Origin of the sequence: Pseudoalteromonas piscicida (genome assembly GCF_000238315.3) — a bacterium.
GTDB lineage: Bacteria > Pseudomonadota > Gammaproteobacteria > Enterobacterales > Alteromonadaceae > Pseudoalteromonas > Pseudoalteromonas piscicida.
In genome coordinates this window covers 40,284-61,557 of record NZ_CP011925.1, presented here as the reverse complement: position 1 = coordinate 61,557, position 21,274 = coordinate 40,284, and the positions used below count along the sequence as shown (strand labels likewise).

Here is a 21,274-nt window from a genome sequence, read left to right as displayed (position 1 = left end):
ACAGTATGCAACTAAGCGCACTGCTTATCTTCTGACGTAGCTTCCATATCTGCATGCTTTAACTGACATAAGTCACGCCAAAGCAGAGGGATGATAATAACGGTTAACGTGATGTTTGAGATAGGTACCGCAAGCCACACCCCATCGACACCAAGCCAGAAGGGCAATAAATATAAAAACGGCAATTGCACCAACATGTTTCCAAGCGAAATAGCCAACGCTTTACCGCCTTTGCCTACCGCAACAAAGTACATTGAGGTAAGAAATATAAAGCCATCCAAAAATAACGTGGATAGATGCAGCTGCAAACCACGCTCGGCCGCGTTGAGCAAAGCAAAATCCTCACTGAAGAGCCCAAGTACATCCTCCGGAAACAGATAAAACATAGTTATCATCATCACACCAACACCCAAGCTCACTTTGAGCGCCAGCTTAAATATAGTGTGAATGCGCTGGTAAAGGCCTGCTCCATAATAATAACTGATAGGCGGCTGGACACCATTCGCTACGCCTTCTGCGATAAAATAGTAAATAACGCCAAGGTAACCAACCACAGCGAAGGCCGCCACCTCAACTTCACTGGCAAATATCAGCAACTGCTTGTTATGTAACGCAACGATAAAGCCAAAATACAAAAACATCACCAATCCTGCAGCGCCTTGTTTTAGTATTTCCAGAGCTAGAGGCTGATTAAACGCACCTTTGGGTTTATTTACTTCACTAGGTGTGAGCAAAAAGTAGAGCGCTGTAAGTGCGACTATCCCTTGTGAAATCAGCGTAGCAAGTGCAGCACCGGGCAGCTGCCATTGCATTTTCACAATCATAAAATAATCGAGCACTATATTGCTGAGCGCCCCTACAATCAGTAAAGCCGTTGCTATTTCTGGCTTACCGCTGTTTCTTAGTAGTAACGGCAACGCACCTGCCGCAATGGTAACCCCAGCGCCCCAATTTAATACCTGTAAGTAGGCCAAACTGGAATGTAAAAGCTCACCCGATGCACCTTGAAGCTCGAGCAAACCCGGTCCGAATAATATAAGGACAGTCATTGCAACCACAGTCAAGATAGCGATGAGCCAAAAGCTGGTGCTCATCAGCTGCTGCACACCTGTATTGTCGCCAGCGCCACAATAAATCGACAACAAACTGCCAGATCCCATCCCGATTAAAACGCCAAAACCAATAATGATCCCTATAATGGGCCAAGCAAGGTTTACAGCAGCCAACCCCTGAGCACCAAGGTAGTAACCAATAAAAATACCATCGACGATTTGGTACAATCCGTTGACCACCATTGCGACAACGGCAGGAATGGTATAACGCCAAAAAGTGCGGGTAACGTTAGCGTCTTTTGTGGGAGTTTTGCTCGCTGAATCTAACAGCATGATGAAATCCTTAAACATGAAAAGCCGTTATTATCCTTGTAATTGAGATTGGTCAAAGTTAGTATCCATCCGAAATTCGGATAGGTTAATCATTATGCATTGGACACTCGATCAACTTGAAGCCTTTGTTACCGCCGTCAGGTTGGGGTCATTTTCAGCTGCAGCAAGACACTTGGGGAAGGCACAATCTCGGGTCAGCACCGCAATTGCCAATTTGGAAGCCGATCTAGGTTTTGCACTTTTTGACCGCTCCGCCAGACTGCCAATGTTAAATCAAGCTGGCCTCGATCTGTTTAAAGAAGCTGAAGCGGTGCTCATGCAGTGTCAGCGCCTGCAATCAAGAGCCAATTCTCTTAATAGTGGCGAAGAGGTGTCTCTCACTGTTGCCATGGATGAAGCAGTGCCCATCATCGCATTTGAATCATTGTTTGAACGATTAGCTCAGCAATTTCCGCTATTAAAATTAGCCATTATTAATGGTTCCCAAGACGACATTGCACAATGGGTGAGCGCAAAAAGGGCAGAAATAGGCATTTTATTTCACCAAAAACCATTGCCAGAATCGCTGGATTTCACTTCGATAAACAGCTTTAAACAAATCTTGATCTGCTCCCCTCACCACCCGCTGGCACAACATCCTGCCCCGAGCATTGAAGAACTAAATCGACATCGGCAGCTCGTAATACGCGACCGCATTGGTAATACTCAGTCACAAGCCATATCCACAAGTCACTGGCACATTGACAGTTACTATTACATCATGGGTTTAGTCATTAGAGGCGTTGGATGGGCATTAGTACCTGAACATGTTGTCAACACACTGTGGTATATGGGAGAACTGTTCGAGCTATCAACAGAGCATATCCCTAATCCTCTAGTCGTCGAAATGGGCATAGTGCAACGCAGAGATCAAAGTAAAGGCCCTATTGTGCAGTGGCTTTATAACGAAACAGCTAACTTATTCTGAGTAAACCTATACTGTCAAATTAAAGCCATACTGGCTCTGCATAGGCTGGTATTTTTTCTACACTGATGGTTAAATTGATCTGTTTTGGATAAATTTCCTTTTAGCAAACACCAGTAACAAAAGTTCACATTTACATAGTAGAGTGGAATTAATACTGAGAACCAATTTAGGAGCACGTAGTTTTATTGTTTAAGACTGCAGTTAGGATACATTATGTTTGATAAAAATACGCTTATTGAAGCCTACGAAAACGTTTTAATTACGCTCATTAAAAAGCGTATCAACGAGTTAAAGTTTTATGTAAATCAAAGTACTTATTCTCATATGTCGTTATCTGTTGAATTTTGGCATTACGATGTAAACTGGAATATCTACAGCCTGCCCGAAAGCCGTTTCGAACAGCATAAAAACGTTACTTCAGACGAGTTTATCATCTTGTCTGACTTTGAAGATGATTGTCCAGAAGTCAGTAAACTGAGAGACATTTTCGAGAGCTGGGAAGATATAGAACTCGTTGAAGACGAGGACGAGAATATGGATCTGTTGTTCAAGCTATCTCATGAAGCGCTCGCCGAGGCACTATGCGGAAACGAAGTAAAACCACTATTACTAGACATCTTTGCTGAGAATAAAGCGCTGAAAAATAAACCGCTTAACGAGCTTATCAAAGTAGAAGATCCTGACGGACGCTTTGATATCAACTTTGTAGAAGCTGTTGCTTAGTAAGCCGTCAAATAAGCCTAGATCATATGTTTACCAGACTACTTTAAGTAAGCCCCGTAAAGGGGCTTTACACGCTAGTTCATCTCACGCGCCTTTGTGATTGCAGCTTGAATGGCAGCTTTGGCCTGTGGGCTGTTTTTCCAACAGGTTGTTCGCAACATTGAAGCGACCCGCTCAGAAATTTCTTCAACTTCATAAGTTGCAAGCTCGCTCAAACTGCAAATACCGATTTCTTCAAAACGCTTTATCACCGTAGGGCCGACTCCTTTGAGGGCCAGTAAGGTGTTTTTTTCACTTTCAGAGAAAACCATAATTCAGCTATCCTTTTCTTTATCAAAACAGTCAACATTAGCGCGATAATATTGAAATTCTATCACTATCTTGGCTTGAGAAGTCTGGATCAACATAAATATGCATTCTTGTGATCAAGCTATCAGAGAATTCGAACACACTACAAAAACGGCCAGATGAAATTTGATTATCAGGCCAGTGCGTACCATTACGCATCACACCGCCTTCGCGCCCTTCAACAACAACAGTTTTTCCAGACACAATGAAATTAAAATGCGCAATATCGTGCCAAATACTGTTGAGTGAGCTACCAATTTTATCGCCAAACTCAAGTAATGCTTGCTTACCAACAGCGTCACCAAACTTTGGAAAAAAGAAAATCACTTCATCATGAAATAAGTCTAAATAGCTTGAATCTCCAGCATCAATCTTTTTAAAGTACTCAGTCACCAATTCAATTAAGGTATTTTTATCCATCGTGTTTTCTTCCTAATCCTTTGCAATTAATTTGTTATCTCACTCTCTTAATTAGGGCAAAAAAAGTAAAAACAATATAGGTAACCTGAACTTAGATATTTTAGTAACTTAACTAACTTCTTATCCCGAGTTAAGGTTAGGTAATCTCAATGGAAGAATTTGCGGTGCAAGGTTTAAAGTTAGCATTGTAGATTCCTCGTCCATAAAGTAATTAACCTTATTTAATGCAATCAGAATACGCAAAATAAAATCCGATGACGACAATCAACCCCAGCTTGCTTTTCTCTGCACAAAGCACGCATTGTACACCTCGAGAGGGAATGGTAACTTATTGATGAATTTACGTTTAAATTTATTGAAAGGGAGTCTAATGTTCAAGCTAAGACCGTTCCAAGCCAATGATGTTGACAACATGGTCGTGATTTTGAACGATCCCGATGTCGTTCGGTATTTATCAACAAAAATTCCGCAACCTTACACTGAGCAAGATGCTATGTGGTGGGTAAATGAAGGCAGTAAACACGGATATGTCCGAGCGATTTGCGATGGTCAGCAGCTTATCGGCTGTATAGGTATTACCCCTGGCGAGTTTGAATATCAGCGCTCTGGTGAAATAGGCTATTGGCTCGCAAAAAGCCATTGGCGTAAAGGGATTACTCATAAAGCCATTTTACACATTACCTCAGAGGTATTTAACGCGACCAGTATTGAACGGGTCTTTGCCGCCGTATTTGACGACAATCGTGCATCAATGAAGCTACTAGAGAAGTCAGGTTTTGAGCAAGAGGCGGTGTTAAAACGCGCTATATTCAAAAATGAGCGTTTCTACAACAATCACATTTTTGCCTTATTAAAGCCTTAAATGAGCGGTTGCTTAGTACAACCGTAAGTAGGCTACTCAAGCAATCAAGTGGCTCCGTATTAACCTAGACCAAAGTCAGCGCTATCTCTAGCGACTCAATCTGCTTTTTTAAGCTTGGATTAATTTCTTCATCGGTAATAATTGTGTCAATTTCGTTAGCTGTAACAATCTGATAAGTAGCGACTTTATCTAGTTTATGACTCGGTCCCATAATCACAGTGTGATCGCTTTGACGAATAGTCGCAGAGAGGATCTCCGCTTCTTCGACATAGCTTGCACTAAAACCGTGGTGAATATGGAACGAGCAAATCCCCATAAAAACAATATCAAAACGGATCCGTTTCACCATTTCGATCGCCGTCATGCCTACCACCCGCATTGCAGGTTTAAACATAGGGCCGTCTAACACAATCACATCCACTAATGAATGGTAGGCCAGCTCTTTGGCGATCAGTGGACAACCAGTAACTACCGTCAGCGGCATATTTTTAGGTAAGTGCTGAGCCAAATAACGGCACGTCTCGCCAGAATCAATCACTATCGTTTGTCCAGGCACGAGCATCGCCAAAGCAGGTTCAATATAACGAATTTTACTGGTATCGGGCTTATCTAAACGCTCGATATAGTCAGGAGTATTATCCTGCAGCGCTAAAGCGCCACCATGAACACGCCGCAGGAGCTTAAGCTCAGCCAGTTTGTTTAAATCCCGACGGATTGTATCTTCGCTCACATCAAGTGTTTGCGCCAAGGACACTGAGGTGATCCGCCCTTGTAAATTAAGCTGATCGAGAATGAATTGATGACGTTCTGCCAATAGCATTGCATGTTCCTGCATGTTTTTGCGTAATTTTACTTGAAAAAGATCGAGATACAAGCGTATTATTTGCACACACATGCACGATAAAGCCGATTTAATATCAACAAACGCCTGTTTATGCATGAAATATTATCATAAGGAGTAAAAATGGCACTTAATTCACTCAACCTGAACCATTATCAGGGATTGATATTCGATATGGATGGTACACTTGTTGATTCTGAAGTTGCAGTACGACAGGCCGTCGCGCCTTGGTGTGAGAAACATCATGTCGATTTAGAAATGGTATTAACTATGGGCAGAGGTGCACGTTTCAAAGACTTTATAGAACAATTTACTCCGCATTTAGATTGCCAGCATGAAGTCGAGCTGTTGGAACAAGCAGAAGCCGACCTTGCCCATACCGTAACTGCCATTCCTGGAGCTAAATCGTTTTTAAGCGAAATAAAAGCACAGCAACGCAAATGGGCCATTGCAACTTCTGCAAATCGCCACAATGCAATTGCACGACTCACCACAGCAGGTTTACCTATTCCTAAAATATTAATTACCGCAGATGATGTTGGGCAAGGTAAGCCTCACCCTGAGCCATTTTTATTGGTGGCCAAACGATTGGGAGTGGCAGCCTCTAAATGTCTTGCATTTGAAGACTCAGATCAAGGGGTAAGATCCGCACTTAGCGCAGGCTGTGACGTAGTCGTGGTTAACCGTTTTTGCACAATTCACCACGACCATATTGTTGCCCGTATCAATCACTATCAGGATATCTACTTATCAGAGGAAGTAAGCGAATGAAAACATGGCTGACAGGCTTTTATCAAACGAAAGATACCTACTGGGATTTCGCCGGTGTATTCTTCGGCGGTATCGGTTTTATCGCATTATTCGGCCAGCTACTCAGCAAACTTGAGCGCCAAGGCCCAACCAACTTGTCCTTTACGTTTTTAATCGGGTATGTGTTGGTGTTTAGTTTTTGGCTGATGTATGGGCTGAGATTTCAGCGAATGGCAATCATTGTTACCAATGTACTTTGCCTACTTTTACAGATCTTAATTTTACTAACTGCAATTTTGCGTTGAAGTAGTTGGCAAAGGAGAGAACCTTTCAATAAAAAAGGGGGGGTGGGTGAGTGCCTACCCAAGAAATCACCGATAAAATGTTTAAAAATGGTGAATAAGAAATATAGGATACATTTTGATATCAGCGACTGAGGGCTAGATTACCTTATTACCTCACAAAGCTAGCTTATTAATACTTGTATTGACTAAACGATTCTTTTGGCAAGTTTTACGTGACTATTTAAAAATTCGAGGATCAAACCCAAACTCAAGTTTCTCATGGTTTTTAAAACTTGCTTTCATTGCAGGGTGATTCGGGTTAACAACATAGTTTTTATCTCTTGGTGAAATGGTTGATGGAACCTGTAGGGCAGCGTATTGAGGCTTTACTGCATTTAGAAACTCATCACCAATTTCCTGTGTTTCTTCACCTGCAGGAATGCTTCTCCAAGTTTTAGGTAAATCCTCTTCGTCAAGCTTTACAATAAGTTCATCAGGCACCTCTATACAGTAAAGATCGTATTGATCTACTATCTTTGGATCATTATTTACATGCACAAATACTTCTAGAGAGCACAGCGACTCTGATTCAGCGAAATACAAAACTTCTGTTCCCTTAGAGTTCCATCTACCGCCATATAGCTTCGCACCTTCGGGACTAAAAGGCGTGTCCGCAAACTTTTTTTGAGTTAAACGGTAAAGCTTCATTATGAGAAAACCCCGTGTTTAATTCTTCCTATAAGGTCCTTTACAATCTCAAAGTCCACCGTAGTTGACACCATATCGAGCGGTCTCTTGCCACTCAATCCATAGACATTTTCACGAATCCATTCTAATGCTCTTTTCTCATCATTGAATAACTCGGTAGCTAACTTGATTAACATAGCCAACCTATAAATCGCGTCGCTTTCTTGGGTGCTAAAGCGTTCTTCATTTTTTAATCGGCGCTTGATAGTGCTAACAGGTATATGAGTTACGGTGTGAAATTCATTTTGAGAAAGCTTTGTCATTTCTATAATATTGCGATACACCTTTGGCTTGAACCCCTGATGTACCGCTTCTGTCCGCGCTATATTTGCGTCTTCAATTCCAAGACTAATCCAAAAGTTTGTTTTGCTACTACGCTTGGGCTTGAAGCTTTTTAATTGGGCTGTAGCCATCCTACCTCTCTCATTTTTTCGGCTCATATGACCTAATCATATTGGCTCAAATGAGCTGCATATGCAAACGATAAATTACACCGAACTGTATTAAGTAATCCAAAGTGATGTATGAGATATCGTATCTGATAGCTTATATGGTGCGAGCAAAGAGCATAATTGCTATGAGTTAAAAATAGGCATAGGCGACGTTGTTTGCTTCATTCTCTATGTAGGTTCAAAAGAATGGACGAGAAGTGGATAAATAAAACAGAGGTAGATTATTTATTGCTAGACTTCCGATATAAGGAGAAAAGTCCTGAATGATATGTCTGTAATAACTGAGCAAAAGCTAGCATGTAAGATCAGACACCACGAACCCTCACCAAATACAACCCAAGCCACACACTTCAATCCAACCACAGTTTGGGAGGTATTCGCTCCGATGCAATGGCAAATTGCTCAACCCAGTCGATTAATCCTTCAATCGCCATTGGTTTGGCATAAAAGTACCCTTGTACATACTGACAACCAAGGTCTTTTAAGCAATCTAGTTGTCCTTGTTGTTCTACGCCTTCAGCTATCACTTTGAGCGATAAACTCTCCGCCATCGACAAAATCGCGTTGACCAAAACGGCAGCATCTTGGTTTTGATCTATATCTTGAATAAAACCTCGGTCGATCTTTAATATATTGATGGGGAAGCGCTTAAGATAGCTAAGAGAAGAGTAGCCAGTGCCAAAATCGTCGATTGCTAAGTTGACTCCCGTTGCCCGTAGGCTTTGAAGCCAAGCAGTTACGGCTTTATCATCTTCAAGTAAGATGCTTTCTGTGATTTCAAGCGTTAGGTTCTCTGGAAGAAAGCCTGATTGCTGCATGATTTGCTTAATGGTAGTGGCGTTAAAGCCAAGTCGATATTGCTGACTCGAGACATTTACCGTCAAATAACAATTCATGCCAAGTGCTTTATTTAATCTGCGAATATCATTACATGCCTTAGCAAGTAACCACTCACCAAGAGGAGCAATAAGACCGCTTTCTTCAGCGACAGGAATAAATTCAGCAGGAGAAATATACTGGCCGAAATCAGTTGGCCAGCGCATGAGCGCCTCGACACCATATAATTTACCCGACACCGTATCGACAATAGGTTGGTAATGTACGGTTAAGCGCTGATGTTCAAGCGCAGCTCGGAGCAGCTGCTCCAGCTCAACTCGACGATTCACCTGTTGCTGCATTTCTTGCGCAAAAAAGTGATACTGATTGCGCCCCGCCTCTTTTGCTTTATACATGGCTAAATCGGCAAGTCGTAATAACTCTTTTTGATCTTTTGCATCACTTGGTAAAATCGCGATCCCGATGCTTGCCCCCGTAAATACCTCAAAGCCGTTGATCACAAATGGTTCGCTCAGTGCTTTGACAATTTTATCGGCTACTTGAGCAGCATGATCCGGATGCGCAATTTGGCTCAATAACAATACAAATTCATCTCCCCCAAAGCGGCTCAAGGTATCGCTTTTACGCAGCAGGCCGTTTAAGCGCTTAGCTACGGAGATAAGTAAGGCATCTCCGGCCTCGTGACCCATGGTGTCATTGACACGCTTAAACCTATCTAAATCAATAAATAACACTGCACTTTGATGATGAGTACGGCTCATGCGTTTAATATCTTGCTCAATGCGCTCAAGTAATAGCGTTCTATTCGGCAGTCCGGTCAACACATCGTAATAGGCTTGATATTCAATCTGCTCTTCTTGCGCTTTGCGCTCGGTCATATCAGACAATATAGCAACGTATTGCTGCACCAGCCCTTTGTCATCATGCACGACACTGATTGCTAGCCACTCTGGATATAAAGTACCGTCTTTACGCTTGTTCCAGATCTCACTTGCCCACTGTCCGTGCGAGTTGAGGGTGCTCCACATCTGCTCATAAAAATGTTTGTCATGCTTACCTGAACTTAAAATATTAGGTCGTTGACCGAGCACTTCATGTTCTTCGTATCCAGTAATTTTGGTGAAAGCTGGATTGACCGCGGTGATCTCAAGTTTTGCGTTGGTGGTCATGATCCCTTCTTGCGTTGCATTAAATACCGCCGCTGCGGTTTTAAGCTGTGCACTTGCGCTTTTTTGTGCAGTGATATCTTCTTTGATCGCAATAAAGTTAATGATTTCCCCTTGCTGGTTTTTAATCGGGGAAATAGACGCGTACTCCCAATAGTAATCTCCAGACTTACGGCGATTGTAAAACTCACCACGCCAGACTTTGCCTTGTTTGATAGTTTGCCACAGCGTTTTGTAGTCGGTAAATCCTTGTTTGGAGCCTAGTACTTTGGGTGTTTGTCCTTTCACATCCTCAAGTGAATACCCAGTAACTTGTTCAAACTTAGGGTTAACGTATTCAATGCGAGCACGAGGATCGGTGATCACAATAGAAGAGGGGCTTTGCTCAATGGCATGGCCCCACTTGCGAAGCTCTTCTTCCGCTTGTTTAAAAAGGGAAACATTAACACTCACAAACACTTGGCCATTGTTGTGTGTATTCGTTTGTTTTACCTGTAACCAAGCGCCAGATTCGGTTTGATGCAAATTGGCGTCGGAGTTAAAAATTTCTCCAAACTGCTGCTGCCACTCTTCTAACTTGCGTGGCATTTTTTCGCTATCGGCAATTGCAAAATGATTACGCCAAGCACTGTTACAGAGCAGCAAATTGCCACTGCGACTAAAAAGAGCAAAGCCTTCGGTTAAACGCGCAACGGCATCAGACAAAGTTTGGCTGGTGCTCAGAATTTTATTTTTGGCCACATAAAGCCGATTTGCAAACACAATCAAGAGCAAAAATAGCACAATGGTCAGCAGTAAAAGCAATTCACTTTGATGCTTGGTTTTTTCTATGGTTTCACTGTGATGCTGGCTATATGCCGCGTAAAGGGCTGAAAAAGCTTGATCACTCGGCAAAGACAAAAAGCGTTGTTTTGCCTTTTTTAATTCTGCACTGTTAGCAAGCGCGACGTTAAAATGCTGATAGATAAGCTGCTCTAAGCCACTTTCAGAGTTGATGGTCATTAAAGGCTCTGCGACAAATTCATAGAGCTGACCCAACATTAAATTAGCAAGCATTCTATTGGCGTGGGTTGCCAGTTCGGGCTCACTCTGCTCCAGCTCGATTAGCAACTCGGGGAGATAAAGCAGGCTGTTTTTAATATTTGCTGCCGCTGTTTTAATGGATTCGACTTGCAGTACTTTATTGCTGAGTAGCTGACGATAGGCATCAAATTGCTGTCGAATGTCGGGCGTGGCTTCTGCAAATAATGCATCCTGCTCTGGTGTATTCAAAGCGTCGATTGCATGTGCTAATCGCGCTAATTCATCATATTGATTGAGCTGTGCACTAAGCATTTGTAACACCGCGGCATCCAGTTTGGCATCAATACTCTTGGCTTCAAAGAGCAGGGTAACTCGTGCTTGGTGTGTTTGACTGCTGAGCTCTTGTTGCGAGTAAAAATACGCAAACAGCGCAATTGGCGCGCACAGCAGTAACGCTTGCACACCAATGAAGGCCTTATTCTTCATTCGTGGTTTTCCAAATCCATTTCGTGGTGATGTCCTGCTAGGCTGTCAATAAAGGCAACTAGCTTGTTTATATCGGAGTCTGAGATATTGCGACCAAGTTGGTATTTGGCCATGGTCGCAACGGCGGATTCTAGGCTGCTATGACTAGCATCGTGAAAAAAGTATGCTTGTTTGCTAGCAAGTCGCAAGCTCGGTACTTTGAACACAAAGCGATCTTGCTCATTGCCAGTGACGTTCAAACGGCCATAATCTGCTTTTTGAATTGGTGTATTTCTATCGCCAAAATAATCACCAAAGGTGCCCATTTTGGCAAACATATTGCCACCAACATTGCGCCCTTGATGACAGCTAATGCAACCATACCGTTTAAATAACTCATAACCGGCAATAGCCGACTTAGGTAATCCTATGCTGTTATCCTTAAGCCATAAATCAAACGGTGCATTAAGCGTGATTAACGACCCTTCAAAAGTCGCTATTGCGTCTTTTACCGTGTGTTTCGTTACGCCCTGCGAGTACACTTTAGTAAATTGCGCGACCAGCGTTTTATCTTGATTTAACTTAGCAACGACTTCTGGCCACGTCATATCATGCTCTTTTGGGTTTAAGATGGGTGAGTCGATTTGATCATACAGCGATTGCGCCCGGCCATCCCACGCTTGACGAATATTTAAAGCCGCATTGTAAACAGTTGGAGTTTTTAGCTCACCTAGTGCGCCTTTAACACCACTGGAAAGGGGCTTTACATCCGCGCCATGAGTGAGTAATTGGTGACATGACGCACAGCTGACTTGGTTTCCTCGGGAAAGCCGCTTATCAAAAAAAAGTGATCTGCCCAAGCTAACTTTATCGGCATCAAGTCCTATTGCAGGCTCAAGTGGCAGAATTGGCTCATTTGCTGCTCCCAATAATGGAAACGCAAAAAGAAATAAACTCCAAATTCGCATACACTCCGCCCAAGTTGCCATCTTGGTGTAAAAGATAGCAACATTCGGCATTGCAAATTTTGATTTAAAATAAGCTTAGCAATAGAAGTTATGTGTTTTTATTCACTCACCCCGCACGGCTAGGCTTGTCACTTCACTCAGCCAGTTATCAATTACCTCAGGCGTTGCTAAGTGCGCAGGGCCAAATAGCGTATGTTGAGTTGGCTCTATACCACAAAATCCCAATGTCCCATGTTCTAGCTGAGCCATAAGCCCAGCAGCAACTTCTTGCAAATAAGTTTGCGGCGTGTCTGAGGTGAGAATGACTCTCGCGGTTTTATGCGGTAGAAGCTTTTCAATTTCAGTGCCGGCCTCACTGTATTTAAAAGCAAAGCCTGGAAGTAATGCTCTATCTATTAGCCCTTTGAGCTTGGCTGGTAACGCCAACCACCAAATTGGGCTTACTATCACAATGTGCTGCGCCCACAGTAAGTTCTCTTGGAATTGCTTGAGGCATGGCTCTAATGGTTGGCTCGCTTCATAACCATACATCAAATTGATTTCAAAGTGCATTTCACTAAGATCCATTCTGCGTACTTGATGTTGGGTGCTTGCAGCTCGTTCATAACTTGTGGTGATAGCGTGGCACAAGCTTTTGGTTTTGGGGTTACCGTTTAGTAGCAGTATTTTTTTCATCGTCGTTTCCTTATCACATGACAGAGAAACGAGTGTACTGTCTCCCCTTAACGGGAGAGTCAAGTTACTCTACCTGAGACTAGGATAGTTTTATTTGTGGACATTCATCAAGCGATGCGATGCAGTGTTCAATTCGGTGTATTTTTTGCTGAAGCTGCGCAACTTGCTCTATGCAGGATGCTTTGAGTTCAACTAAAAATGTGTTGATTTCGACCCAGTTAACTTGCCGCCCTTTAATTTCAATCACCTGCTGTAATTGCTTAATCGACACGCCGAGCGATTTTGCTTCTTTTATTGATAACAGCAGATCGACATCTACTTGAGAATAGACGCGATACTTACCAACACGCTCCGGGGTAGGAATAAGCCCTTTCTCTTCATAAAAGCGAATGGTCTTGACTGACAGCCCAGTTTGCTTTGACAGCTTGCCAATATACATTTTTGATTCTCCCTACTAAAAGCAAAATAGCGGTTTACAGCCTCCGAAAAAGTTGTAACTATCAACAGTAAACCAGCCACACGCTAACAAAAAGTATCGTCAAGGAATAGCAAAAGATGTATCAGTTATTTTACTACCCCCGAAATGCCAGTTGGGCACCGCATCTCGTACTCGAGCACCTACAACTAGAAAAAGAACTGCTCTTGGTCGATAGAAAAACACAACAACAAAAGTCTGCGACCTATTTAGAACTCAATCCAACAGGACGGATCCCGACATTGGTCGACGGTGACCAAATCATCTTCGAGAGTGCAGCTATTTGTTTGCATTTATGCGAAAAGCACCCTGAAGGACAGCTTATCCCAGCGCCAGCAACCCCACAGAGAGCCACGTTTTATCAGTGGCTTTTTTATTTAACCACGACGGTTCAGCCAGAACTCATGCTGTATTTCTATCCTGAAAAATATCAGCTGTCACCAGTGAACAGCAAGACCATGTCTCAAGCCGCGGAGCAACGAGTCGGCGACATGTTTGCACTCATCGACAAGCAGTTGGCAACACACACCTACTTAGTTGATGAACAGCTCACGCTTTGTGATTATTATTTATTTATGCTGGCTCATTGGGCAAGTGGGTTTAATACTGCGCCAAAAGACTATACGCATTTGGGCCGATTTATGCGAATGATGGCACAGCAAAAAGTGGTAAAAAGAGTGTGTGAAATTGAACAAACCGATCTAAGTTTTTATTAGCATCCATTACACCAAGGAGGAAAAATGGAAACCTTAGTGAAAAACTATATCTCTGCCTACAATCACTTTGATATTCCGGGTATGCTAGCTCAGCTTACTGATGATGTCGTGTTTGAAAATCTCGCCAATGGTGAAATTACAACGCGTACAACCAGTAAAATGGAATTTGCAGAATTAGCAAATCAGTCTGCTAAGTTATTTTCCGAACGCAATCAATCTTTAACCGCCACCACGCAAGACAATGATCTGTTTATTGTTCATGTGACCTACAAAGCGAAATTAGCTCAAGACTTGGCCAATGGCATGAAAGCTGGGCAAAGCATCTCCTTGCAAGGCCGCTCAGAGTTTGCATTTCGCGATGGTAAAATTTGTTTGATAAGAGATATAAGCTAACTCCTTACTCCAAACTCGGGTTATTTAACCTGAGGTTTGGATAAGGAATGGGCTAATTCATTGTTTTAAACTCACCTTAAATAACTTTCTTATCTAGCCAGAGAGTTTTAGGGATAACTAGGCGAATTTACGCACTAATAGCAGGCTATTGGAAGTGAATTCAACACAGTTAGCACTAAAACTGGCTGCTAGAAAGGCATTAATTATCCAAACTCGGGTTATTTATTTGGCAAAATCAGCGCGCTTTTCTATGCTGGTTTTGTCACTTTCATCATTAATTCATTTCGACCTAAGCACTATCTTGCGATCAGCCTAAGACGAATTGAAATAAAACGGAGAATAACAATGGGACTATTGAGTGGTTTACTCGGTAATGCAAGTGAAGTAGACAGTAGCGAAGTAGATAAGTTATTAGCAGATACGCTAATTCCAGGGGAAGAAGTTGCACAAGCTTACAAGGTGATCCGCGACTTGTTTATTTTTACCAATAAACGCCTAATTTTAATCGACAAGCAAGGCATGACGGGCAGCAAAGTAGAAATGCTCAGCATTCCGTATAGCAAAATCACAAAATACAGCAAAGAATCTGCGGGTCACTTCGACCTCGATGCGGAACTAAAAATATGGATTGGCTCAGATCCAACACCAATTAGTAAAGAATTTAAAGCGGGCGACAATATCAACCAAGTGTATCAGATCATTTCACAATATTGTTTATAGCCGCACGCAGTTAACTTTGAATACGCACGCAGGACGCGTGCTTCTTCCACACATATTCGTCCACTCTTTTATCAATAGAGTGCAGGCTTGGCGCTATAACAAATTTGCAGAGTGACCTATCAAGCGCCATTTATCATCGCTACATAAATACCAAATAGACTGCCTTAGTGCGTCATATGACCTCTCACCCAAGGTATTTTCCAGTGCGGAGACGTACTCAATCACAACCTTATTGGGAAACTGCTCAACTAACTTATAATCCTCGCTAATTATTTTATGCTCACTGAGATCTTCACTCTTCAAGCCTTCAATAATGTCATCCTTTGTCATACCATCACAAAATAGTCCACTTTCTGAAAACTCATCATGGATGTAGTCCGAGATCAGATTAATATTTTTTCGTAGCTCTGGCGAATGTAACGCTCGCTCTAAAGCTTCAATTTTATCCAGCATACTCTTTCCAAAAAGCCAGCATAAACCGGCTTTGCTTCTGGGCTACTTATTTTCGAGGCCAAACACCTGCTAGGCATACATCTACAAACTTTTTAGGTTTCGTCAGCTCAATCTCAACTTGTGAATGGGCAGCTTCATTACGCTTAGCACGATTTTTTAAATATGACATGACTATCTCCTTTACTCTTGAATTATAAAGTTATGTACACCTAACTTAGGTAATACAGATTGAAAAAACTTGATGTCGAATAAGACGGCGTGTTTTTCAGGCAATATTGAATCGACTTTAAATAGGTAGGGAACTTGATTCGTGGTTAGCGGATCGAGATCTGATGTCTGACAAGCTAGACAGTATGTTCTTATTATGGATTGGTAATGATCATTATATTCAATCTTTTCTAGTGGAGTTTCATTCCCGAGAACCACTTTTTTTCTAATTGGATAATGATGTATAAACTGCCCAACACCTTTGCAAAATACTTGGTATAGTTCTGTATGCAAAATAAATGCATGGAATAACTCATCAACTAATTTGCTTGCTGCAGCAACTGCTTTTGGTGAAATAACCACAAATATTAGATAGTCTTTTAGACCCTCAACGACCACCTGGATCTCATCATCAGATAATTTATATTCAAAGTGCGTTTCTATATACCAGTCAAACCACTCCAGCACAGCTTCGTCAAACTTATAGTTTTCAATGAAATCGACCGCATTTTCCTTACCCTCAATTGCTTTCATTAAATCCCGTCTCCATCTCAGCAACAGCCTTAAGGTATACGTCTCACTTTAATTAGTCAAAGTGATTCTGCCCCTAATTGATTACTCGCATGAAACAATAAACATGCTCCTGCTACCAAATTTCAACTGGCTTTAATGAATTTAAACACTGAAAATGAATTGTATTAATAAAAGTAAAATAGGCAATGTAGTTACACGTTTGCCAATTCAAACTTACCCATTTGCTCCTTAAAAGTTTACAGCTGCTCAAATAACAGCTAACTTGTACCTAAAAAATTCATAAGGATATAAAAATGATAAAGCAACTTACTAGCATAATTTTATGTTTTGTACTGACGGCATGTGGCAGTGACACAAATAATACAACTCCAACAGATGTGACCTCTAACAAGCCTCCAACAAATACGCCTTTACCATCATCACCTAAACCCCTTCCTGATGTGAGCTTCGACCAAAGCTTTATCGATGATGTCTCTGAGTTTGTTAAATTAGCGCATGCTGTTCAGTATTTTTATCCATCGGCCGAGGTAAGAGGCTCGGATTGGTCACTTTTCATTGCGGAAAGCATTGTCGAATTAAACCAAACACCAAGTAAAGAGCGTAAAGAAAAGGGGATTGAACTCATAAGGCAAATTGCACCTTACTTGGTTACACAACAAAACCATATCCCAAAATTGCTCCCTGATACGCAAACATATACTTGGATACAAAATGCGTCTGCGCATTTCAGCGTCTATACACGGTTGCTAGTATCAGCTACGTTAGCTGAAATTCAAGAGGAGAAATACGCCCCCAGCAAGCAATTTGTAACTCTTAACTTTTATCAAAGTCCCCTCTACTTACCACTCTACCTGCCCGTTAAAACTGAACTCTCTGGTGGTACATTCACTCAATTAGGCCGTTGGCAGGTTGAGTCTAACTTCGCGCGTACCGAAGCTTGTATGGCTACCGTGTCGGGAATGTGGGCCAATATTCAACATTTCTGGCCTTACTTTGAGCAGATTGATATTGACTGGTCAGCAAGTCTTATCCCGTTACTAACCGCTTGCAAAACTGAAGAGCCAGAGCGAAGGTTACAGCTAATTAAAACCGAGCTCACTAAATTGAATGACAACCACATTATAGTTAAGACTCCTGATATGTTTACGGTTAGCGACGCGTACTATGGTACTTTTTTTTACGAGATCGTAGAGGGAAAAGCCATTGTAACGAGAGTTCAACAAGATGAGCAAACTGGTATCGAAATTGGAGATGAAGTACTTACTATTAATGGTGAAGATATAATAGAACACCTATCAAAGAAAGCGCTTTACTCGCTTAAAAATACACTACATAGGTTGAGCCACACTGCAAGACAAGGAGTTTATTTTAAAGATAAGACCCCTGTTAACTTTACCGTTAAAAAACCGGCGGGGGAGATTTTTCAGGTAAATATAACACCGCTAGAGCAGAGTGAAGTAAAACCTTTGATCGGATTACCTTACACCCCCCATTCAACGTCAAAAATTGAAGATTTAGGCGACAATATATATAAAATCAATATTTATAACGTTATACCAGATGACTTGAATGCGATAAAAGAAGCGTTAAAAAATGCTCATGGCGTTGTAATCGACTTTCGCCATTACCCACAAAGCTGGGACGGATGGCGAAGCGTATTAAGCTGGTTTATCAAACAAGATGCGACCAATGATACTTTGGCACTATTATGGCAAGGAGCACCAAATCAAACAGATAAAAAGCTCTACCCCGTTCAGCAAATAATTCATCGAGATGCCAACCCACTTTCAATTCCATCCATAGTACTTTCTTCTAGAAGAAGTATCAGTCAGAATGAACATGCTTTGGTATTTGCACGTAGTGGTGGCCTAGCAATCTTAGGAGAGCACACTTCAGGGATTAATGGTAACGTTTTTTGGGTTCCGTTTTTTGGCGGTTTAAAAGAGGGCAATCTAGGTGCTGAGTTCCAATACACAGGTATGCTCGCGAACCGACATAATGGTGACCCTTTGATAAACGCAGGTATTGCGCCAGATTATTTAGTGCCAAGAACCAGAGAAAGCATTATCAATGGTACTGACAATCAAGTAGAGCGTGCCATTGATATTCTAAAATCAGAATTTTAGTCTTATAACAGCTCACTTAATTGAATGGTCCGCTTAAAAGCTATGACAACAGGTAATTAGCTTTTAAGTGGACCCAAACTTTATGAACTAACTTCAGAACGAGGAGTTAGCGCCACATCAACTTACCGTACGCTCTGAGCGCAGATAAAAAACCGCAGAAAAGAGCAAGGAAACAAACACTTGATTCCAAAAGTTAGAGACAAAGGGATCAGCAACAAACTGAGATGCAATATGCCAAATACTCAGATTTAGCAAAAAACCGAGTACAAACCCATAGCCTTTGTATTGTGCGAGCAATTGCCCCAGTTCTTGCCTAAAACGCTGATATTGAGCTAATTGGCTCATGTTTATACTCCAGTTATTGATTAGCAACCGTAAGCTCTACCACTTCCTTCTTGGCCGATATTCGATTTATCAACAGTACATCGTTGTCGTTAATATCGGTGAGATAGTCGACACTGGTAGGCACTTCGCCGAGTATGGTAAACGACATCTTGTCCAGATCATAGGACCAAAGTTGATTATCTTCATTGACGCCATATATCCCATTGCCGCGCATTACAAAAGATTTTCCTCTGCCGCCTTGATTGTCTAGTGCATTGATCCGCTGAGGCTCAACAGCGCCTATTTGCCAAAACTGATCAAGTCTATCCTTATACACAACTTTACCGTGTTCACTTTCAAGCGCCCACAGCACAGGTTGCTGCGTCAATATTTGAAACGATTGTTGAGCAAAATCATAAGCAGCTAACTTCATTTCTCCTTGTACCCTAATCTGTGTTAGTGCACGTTGTGTTGCACTTTTCCATTGATATAAGCGTAAAACAGGGTAGGCATGCGGGTAAGATGTCAAGCTGCCATCTAAAGCAATTTGTGTCAGTACACCACTGGCACTGACCAATATGCTTTGGCCATCCTCAGCCCAGTGGATCCCGCGAATAAAAGTATCTAACGGGAAGTTAGTCAGTTGTCGCGTGTTATTGCCATCGCTTAGCCACACCTGTTCAGTACCTGAACGCTCCGACCAAAATGCCACTAAGTTTCCACCTGGCTGAAAAACAGCCTGATCTTCACCAAGGTTGGTTCGCGCAAAGCTGGTATATGTTTGAGCGCCTTGTGCTAACTGTGTCAGTGGTAATTTGACGATGTCACCGTCGTAAGGCCCTTTGATCATCAGTACACTTTTGCCATCAGGACGAAATTCAGGTTGCCTCATTCGATCTGAAAACGGCAATTGAATTTTACTCACAAGCCCTTCATAAGTCAGACTAAATAGCTGACGTCCGGTACTGAAAATCAATTGCTGGTTGAGTGGGTCAAAACTTGGGTAGATATCGTGAAACTTAGTAATTTCCGGCGGTCGCTGGATCTGATGGCTAGAGATCAACTCACCGTCGGGTTTTAACATATCAATATAATGTAAGCCATCGGCATGAATACTACTGACCGCGATTAAATCATCTTGAGGAGAATAGGCGTAATCAATCAACGTCCCGTCTTCTACGGTATAAAGATCGACACCGCTGTCGTCATCAATGGAGTAATTAATCAGCTTCCAGCGCTCGCCTTGTTTTTGCTTCAATACCACATTGCCATCGTTCAGCCAGATAGGCTTATCAACCACTGAATTTTTACACTGGAGAATAACTTTTGGCAGCTGGGGGCTTTTCAATGCTTTAGTAAAATCGAGTGTTACAAGGTCGTAGCAGCGCTTTTGTGTAACGGGCTCGCTACAAGCGTCGGTGGCCAAAAACAGTAACTGCTCACCATCTTTTGAGAAACTATGCCTGCCGTATGCTCCAAAGCGCTCGGTGAGCAGGATCTCTTGCTGGGTATCCGCCTTTTTTGCCCATATCTTATTATCGCAAAACTTATCTAAATAGCGGTGAAAAACAATGTACTGACCATCTGGGGAATAGCTTGCATCAAATTCTTTGTCGTCAGTTGCGGTCAATGAGCGCAAAGTATCAAAGAACAGTGGTGAAGGTTTTTTGATGGAAAAATATTGATAACCGATAACCCCAAGCAAAATAGTAAAGGCAAGTAAAACAAACACATAAAGACCAAGCTTGTTTTTATTCTGACCTTGATTGAGGTGTTTATCTTGTTGTATTTCAGGTTCAGGGGCTGGCATCACCTCGAGTTGCGGCTCGGCATTCGTCAGCTCGCTAGTTTGCCCTCCCCAACGTACTTCACACTCTAAGCTATACCCTTTTTTAGCATGCGTTTGGATATAACCTTGCACCTTACCATCATCCCCAAGCGCCTTTCTCAATTGCGCAATACTACGCTGCAAAGTATTAGGAGAGACCACCGAATCTGGCCATACTGTATCGAGCAAGGTATCAAGGCTCATCACTTTGCCTTGGTTCTGAGCCAAGCAAGTGAGTACCGCCAGGGCCTTTGGTGCAAGTGTTTGACATTCACCTTGGTGTGAAATCTGGTTACGTGATAAATCTACAAAAAAATCACCAACCCAATATTGTTCTACCATAAATCCCCAATGTGCCTAGCGCACGCGCTAACCACGCCAATTATTATAATTATCAGTATAAGGATAAACTTGAAGCAATCGAAACTCAACAGCATAACCACTTGATAGAAATAGTTTTTTATTTAAAAGTCACAATTCAGCATAACATCATGTAAACGTCATGTATTTTTATTCTCAGCTGCTAAGTTGCCAGTACGAGATACTTATTCACTAGTCTAAAAATAACATGAAAGAAGGAAATGT

Annotated in this window: 24 protein-coding genes; 9 read left to right on the top strand and 15 right to left on the bottom strand. The window is 42.0% G+C overall.

Annotated elements, in window-relative coordinates; all coding sequences use genetic code 11:
* Nucleotides 1-11: 11 nt before the first annotated feature.
* Entirely contained in the window at nt 12-1,385 is a 1,374-nt protein-coding gene (locus PPIS_RS19730) for an MATE family efflux transporter (protein WP_010376105.1), read from the bottom strand.
* A 94-nt stretch (nt 1,386-1,479) separates the two neighbouring features.
* Here PPIS_RS19730 and PPIS_RS19725 point away from each other — a divergent pair, with 94 nt between their 5' ends.
* Both PPIS_RS19725 and PPIS_RS19720 read left to right on the top strand, forming a co-directional pair.
* Nucleotides 1,480-2,352, top strand: coding sequence for a LysR family transcriptional regulator (locus PPIS_RS19725; protein ID WP_010376108.1), 873 nt, complete (start codon nt 1,480-1,482; stop codon nt 2,350-2,352).
* A 213-nt stretch (nt 2,353-2,565) separates the two neighbouring features.
* Nucleotides 2,566-3,075: a hypothetical protein gene (locus PPIS_RS19720; RefSeq protein WP_010376110.1), complete on the top strand. Its 510-nt coding sequence runs from the start codon at nt 2,566-2,568 to the stop codon at nt 3,073-3,075.
* A 74-nt stretch (nt 3,076-3,149) separates the two neighbouring features.
* Here PPIS_RS19720 and PPIS_RS19715 read toward each other — a convergent pair whose 3' ends face one another.
* Both PPIS_RS19715 and PPIS_RS19710 read right to left on the bottom strand, forming a co-directional pair.
* Entirely contained in the window at nt 3,150-3,386 is a 237-nt protein-coding gene (locus PPIS_RS19715) for a helix-hairpin-helix domain-containing protein (RefSeq protein ID WP_010376112.1), read from the bottom strand.
* A gap of 37 nt (nt 3,387-3,423) precedes the next feature.
* Complete coding sequence (locus tag PPIS_RS19710) at nt 3,424-3,843, bottom strand: nuclear transport factor 2 family protein (RefSeq protein ID WP_010376114.1); 420 nt, start codon at nt 3,841-3,843, stop codon at nt 3,424-3,426.
* Nucleotides 3,844-4,213: 370 nt separating this feature from the next.
* Here PPIS_RS19710 and PPIS_RS19705 point away from each other — a divergent pair, with 370 nt between their 5' ends.
* A complete protein-coding gene (locus PPIS_RS19705) occupies nt 4,214-4,705 on the top strand; it encodes a GNAT family N-acetyltransferase (RefSeq protein WP_010376116.1) in 492 nt (163 codons plus the stop codon).
* A 64-nt stretch (nt 4,706-4,769) separates the two neighbouring features.
* Here the strand turns inward: PPIS_RS19705 and PPIS_RS19700 are convergent, their stop codons facing one another.
* Nucleotides 4,770-5,525, bottom strand: coding sequence for a DeoR/GlpR family DNA-binding transcription regulator (locus PPIS_RS19700; protein WP_010376118.1), 756 nt, complete (start codon nt 5,523-5,525; stop codon nt 4,770-4,772).
* A gap of 144 nt (nt 5,526-5,669) precedes the next feature.
* On the opposite strand from PPIS_RS19700, the gene PPIS_RS19695 reads away from it, so the two are divergent.
* Nucleotides 5,670-6,317: an HAD-IA family hydrolase gene (locus PPIS_RS19695; protein WP_010376120.1), complete on the top strand. Its 648-nt coding sequence runs from the start codon at nt 5,670-5,672 to the stop codon at nt 6,315-6,317.
* Complete coding sequence (locus PPIS_RS19690) at nt 6,314-6,601, top strand: hypothetical protein (RefSeq protein WP_010376123.1); 288 nt, start codon at nt 6,314-6,316, stop codon at nt 6,599-6,601. The genes PPIS_RS19695 and PPIS_RS19690 overlap by 4 nt, the downstream gene beginning before the upstream one ends.
* A 216-nt stretch (nt 6,602-6,817) precedes the next feature.
* On the opposite strand, the gene PPIS_RS19685 is transcribed toward PPIS_RS19690, so the two are convergent.
* The 6 genes from PPIS_RS19685 to PPIS_RS19660 all read right to left on the bottom strand — a co-directional run bounded on the left by PPIS_RS19685 (nt 6,818) and on the right by PPIS_RS19660 (nt 13,352).
* Complete coding sequence (locus PPIS_RS19685) at nt 6,818-7,288, bottom strand: RES family NAD+ phosphorylase (RefSeq protein WP_010376125.1); 471 nt, start codon at nt 7,286-7,288, stop codon at nt 6,818-6,820.
* The gene (gene parS / locus PPIS_RS19680) at nt 7,288-7,740 is read right to left on the bottom strand and encodes a type II RES/Xre toxin-antitoxin system antitoxin (RefSeq protein WP_010376128.1); all 453 of its coding nucleotides are present in this window, start codon (nt 7,738-7,740) and stop codon (nt 7,288-7,290) included. Before parS ends, PPIS_RS19685 begins: the two co-directional genes overlap by 1 nt.
* 389 nt (nt 7,741-8,129) lie before the next feature.
* Entirely contained in the window at nt 8,130-11,291 is a 3,162-nt protein-coding gene (locus tag PPIS_RS19675; RefSeq protein ID WP_010376130.1) for an EAL domain-containing protein, read from the bottom strand.
* Nucleotides 11,288-12,238 (bottom strand): cytochrome-c peroxidase, encoded by a 951-nt coding sequence (locus tag PPIS_RS19670; protein ID WP_010376133.1) that lies wholly within the window; start codon nt 12,236-12,238, stop codon nt 11,288-11,290. Before PPIS_RS19670 ends, PPIS_RS19675 begins: the two co-directional genes overlap by 4 nt.
* A 102-nt stretch (nt 12,239-12,340) precedes the next feature.
* A complete protein-coding gene (locus tag PPIS_RS19665; protein WP_010376134.1) occupies nt 12,341-12,913 on the bottom strand; it encodes an NAD(P)H-dependent oxidoreductase in 573 nt (190 codons plus the stop codon).
* Between the two features lie 79 nt (nt 12,914-12,992).
* Nucleotides 12,993-13,352, bottom strand: coding sequence for a MerR family transcriptional regulator (locus tag PPIS_RS19660; protein WP_010376136.1), 360 nt, complete (start codon nt 13,350-13,352; stop codon nt 12,993-12,995).
* A gap of 116 nt (nt 13,353-13,468) precedes the next feature.
* Here PPIS_RS19660 and PPIS_RS19655 point away from each other — a divergent pair, with 116 nt between their 5' ends.
* From PPIS_RS19655 to PPIS_RS19645, 3 genes are all read left to right on the top strand, one after another.
* Nucleotides 13,469-14,104 (top strand): glutathione S-transferase family protein, encoded by a 636-nt coding sequence (locus PPIS_RS19655; RefSeq protein ID WP_010376138.1) that lies wholly within the window; start codon nt 13,469-13,471, stop codon nt 14,102-14,104.
* Between the two features lie 24 nt (nt 14,105-14,128).
* Entirely contained in the window at nt 14,129-14,497 is a 369-nt protein-coding gene (locus tag PPIS_RS19650; RefSeq protein ID WP_010376139.1) for a nuclear transport factor 2 family protein, read from the top strand.
* A 345-nt stretch (nt 14,498-14,842) separates the two neighbouring features.
* Nucleotides 14,843-15,217, top strand: coding sequence for a PH domain-containing protein (locus tag PPIS_RS19645; protein ID WP_010376140.1), 375 nt, complete (start codon nt 14,843-14,845; stop codon nt 15,215-15,217).
* 93 nt (nt 15,218-15,310) lie between these two features.
* Here PPIS_RS19645 and PPIS_RS19640 read toward each other — a convergent pair whose 3' ends face one another.
* The 3 genes from PPIS_RS19640 to PPIS_RS19635 are packed head-to-tail and all read right to left on the bottom strand — an operon-like array spanning nt 15,311 to nt 16,411.
* On the bottom strand, nt 15,311-15,670 hold the full coding sequence (locus tag PPIS_RS19640; protein WP_010376142.1) for a nuclear transport factor 2 family protein: 360 nt from the start codon (nt 15,668-15,670) through the stop codon (nt 15,311-15,313).
* A 46-nt stretch (nt 15,671-15,716) separates the two neighbouring features.
* Entirely contained in the window at nt 15,717-15,839 is a 123-nt protein-coding gene (locus tag PPIS_RS25650; protein WP_017216907.1) for a hypothetical protein, read from the bottom strand.
* A gap of 11 nt (nt 15,840-15,850) precedes the next feature.
* Entirely contained in the window at nt 15,851-16,411 is a 561-nt protein-coding gene (locus PPIS_RS19635; protein WP_010376143.1) for a glycine-rich domain-containing protein, read from the bottom strand.
* A gap of 293 nt (nt 16,412-16,704) precedes the next feature.
* Between PPIS_RS19635 and PPIS_RS19630 the strand changes: the two genes are divergently transcribed.
* The gene (locus PPIS_RS19630; RefSeq protein ID WP_010376145.1) at nt 16,705-18,537 is read left to right on the top strand and encodes a S41 family peptidase; all 1,833 of its coding nucleotides are present in this window, start codon (nt 16,705-16,707) and stop codon (nt 18,535-18,537) included.
* A gap of 117 nt (nt 18,538-18,654) precedes the next feature.
* Here the strand turns inward: PPIS_RS19630 and PPIS_RS19625 are convergent, their stop codons facing one another.
* Both PPIS_RS19625 and PPIS_RS19620 read right to left on the bottom strand, forming a co-directional pair.
* Nucleotides 18,655-18,882 carry a hypothetical protein gene (locus tag PPIS_RS19625; RefSeq protein ID WP_010376146.1) on the bottom strand — a complete coding sequence of 76 codons (228 nt, stop codon included), beginning with the start codon at nt 18,880-18,882 and terminating at the stop codon, nt 18,655-18,657.
* Between the two features lie 13 nt (nt 18,883-18,895).
* On the bottom strand, nt 18,896-21,031 hold the full coding sequence (locus PPIS_RS19620) for a winged helix-turn-helix domain-containing protein (protein WP_010376147.1): 2,136 nt from the start codon (nt 21,029-21,031) through the stop codon (nt 18,896-18,898).
* Nucleotides 21,032-21,274: the final 243 nt, after the last annotated feature.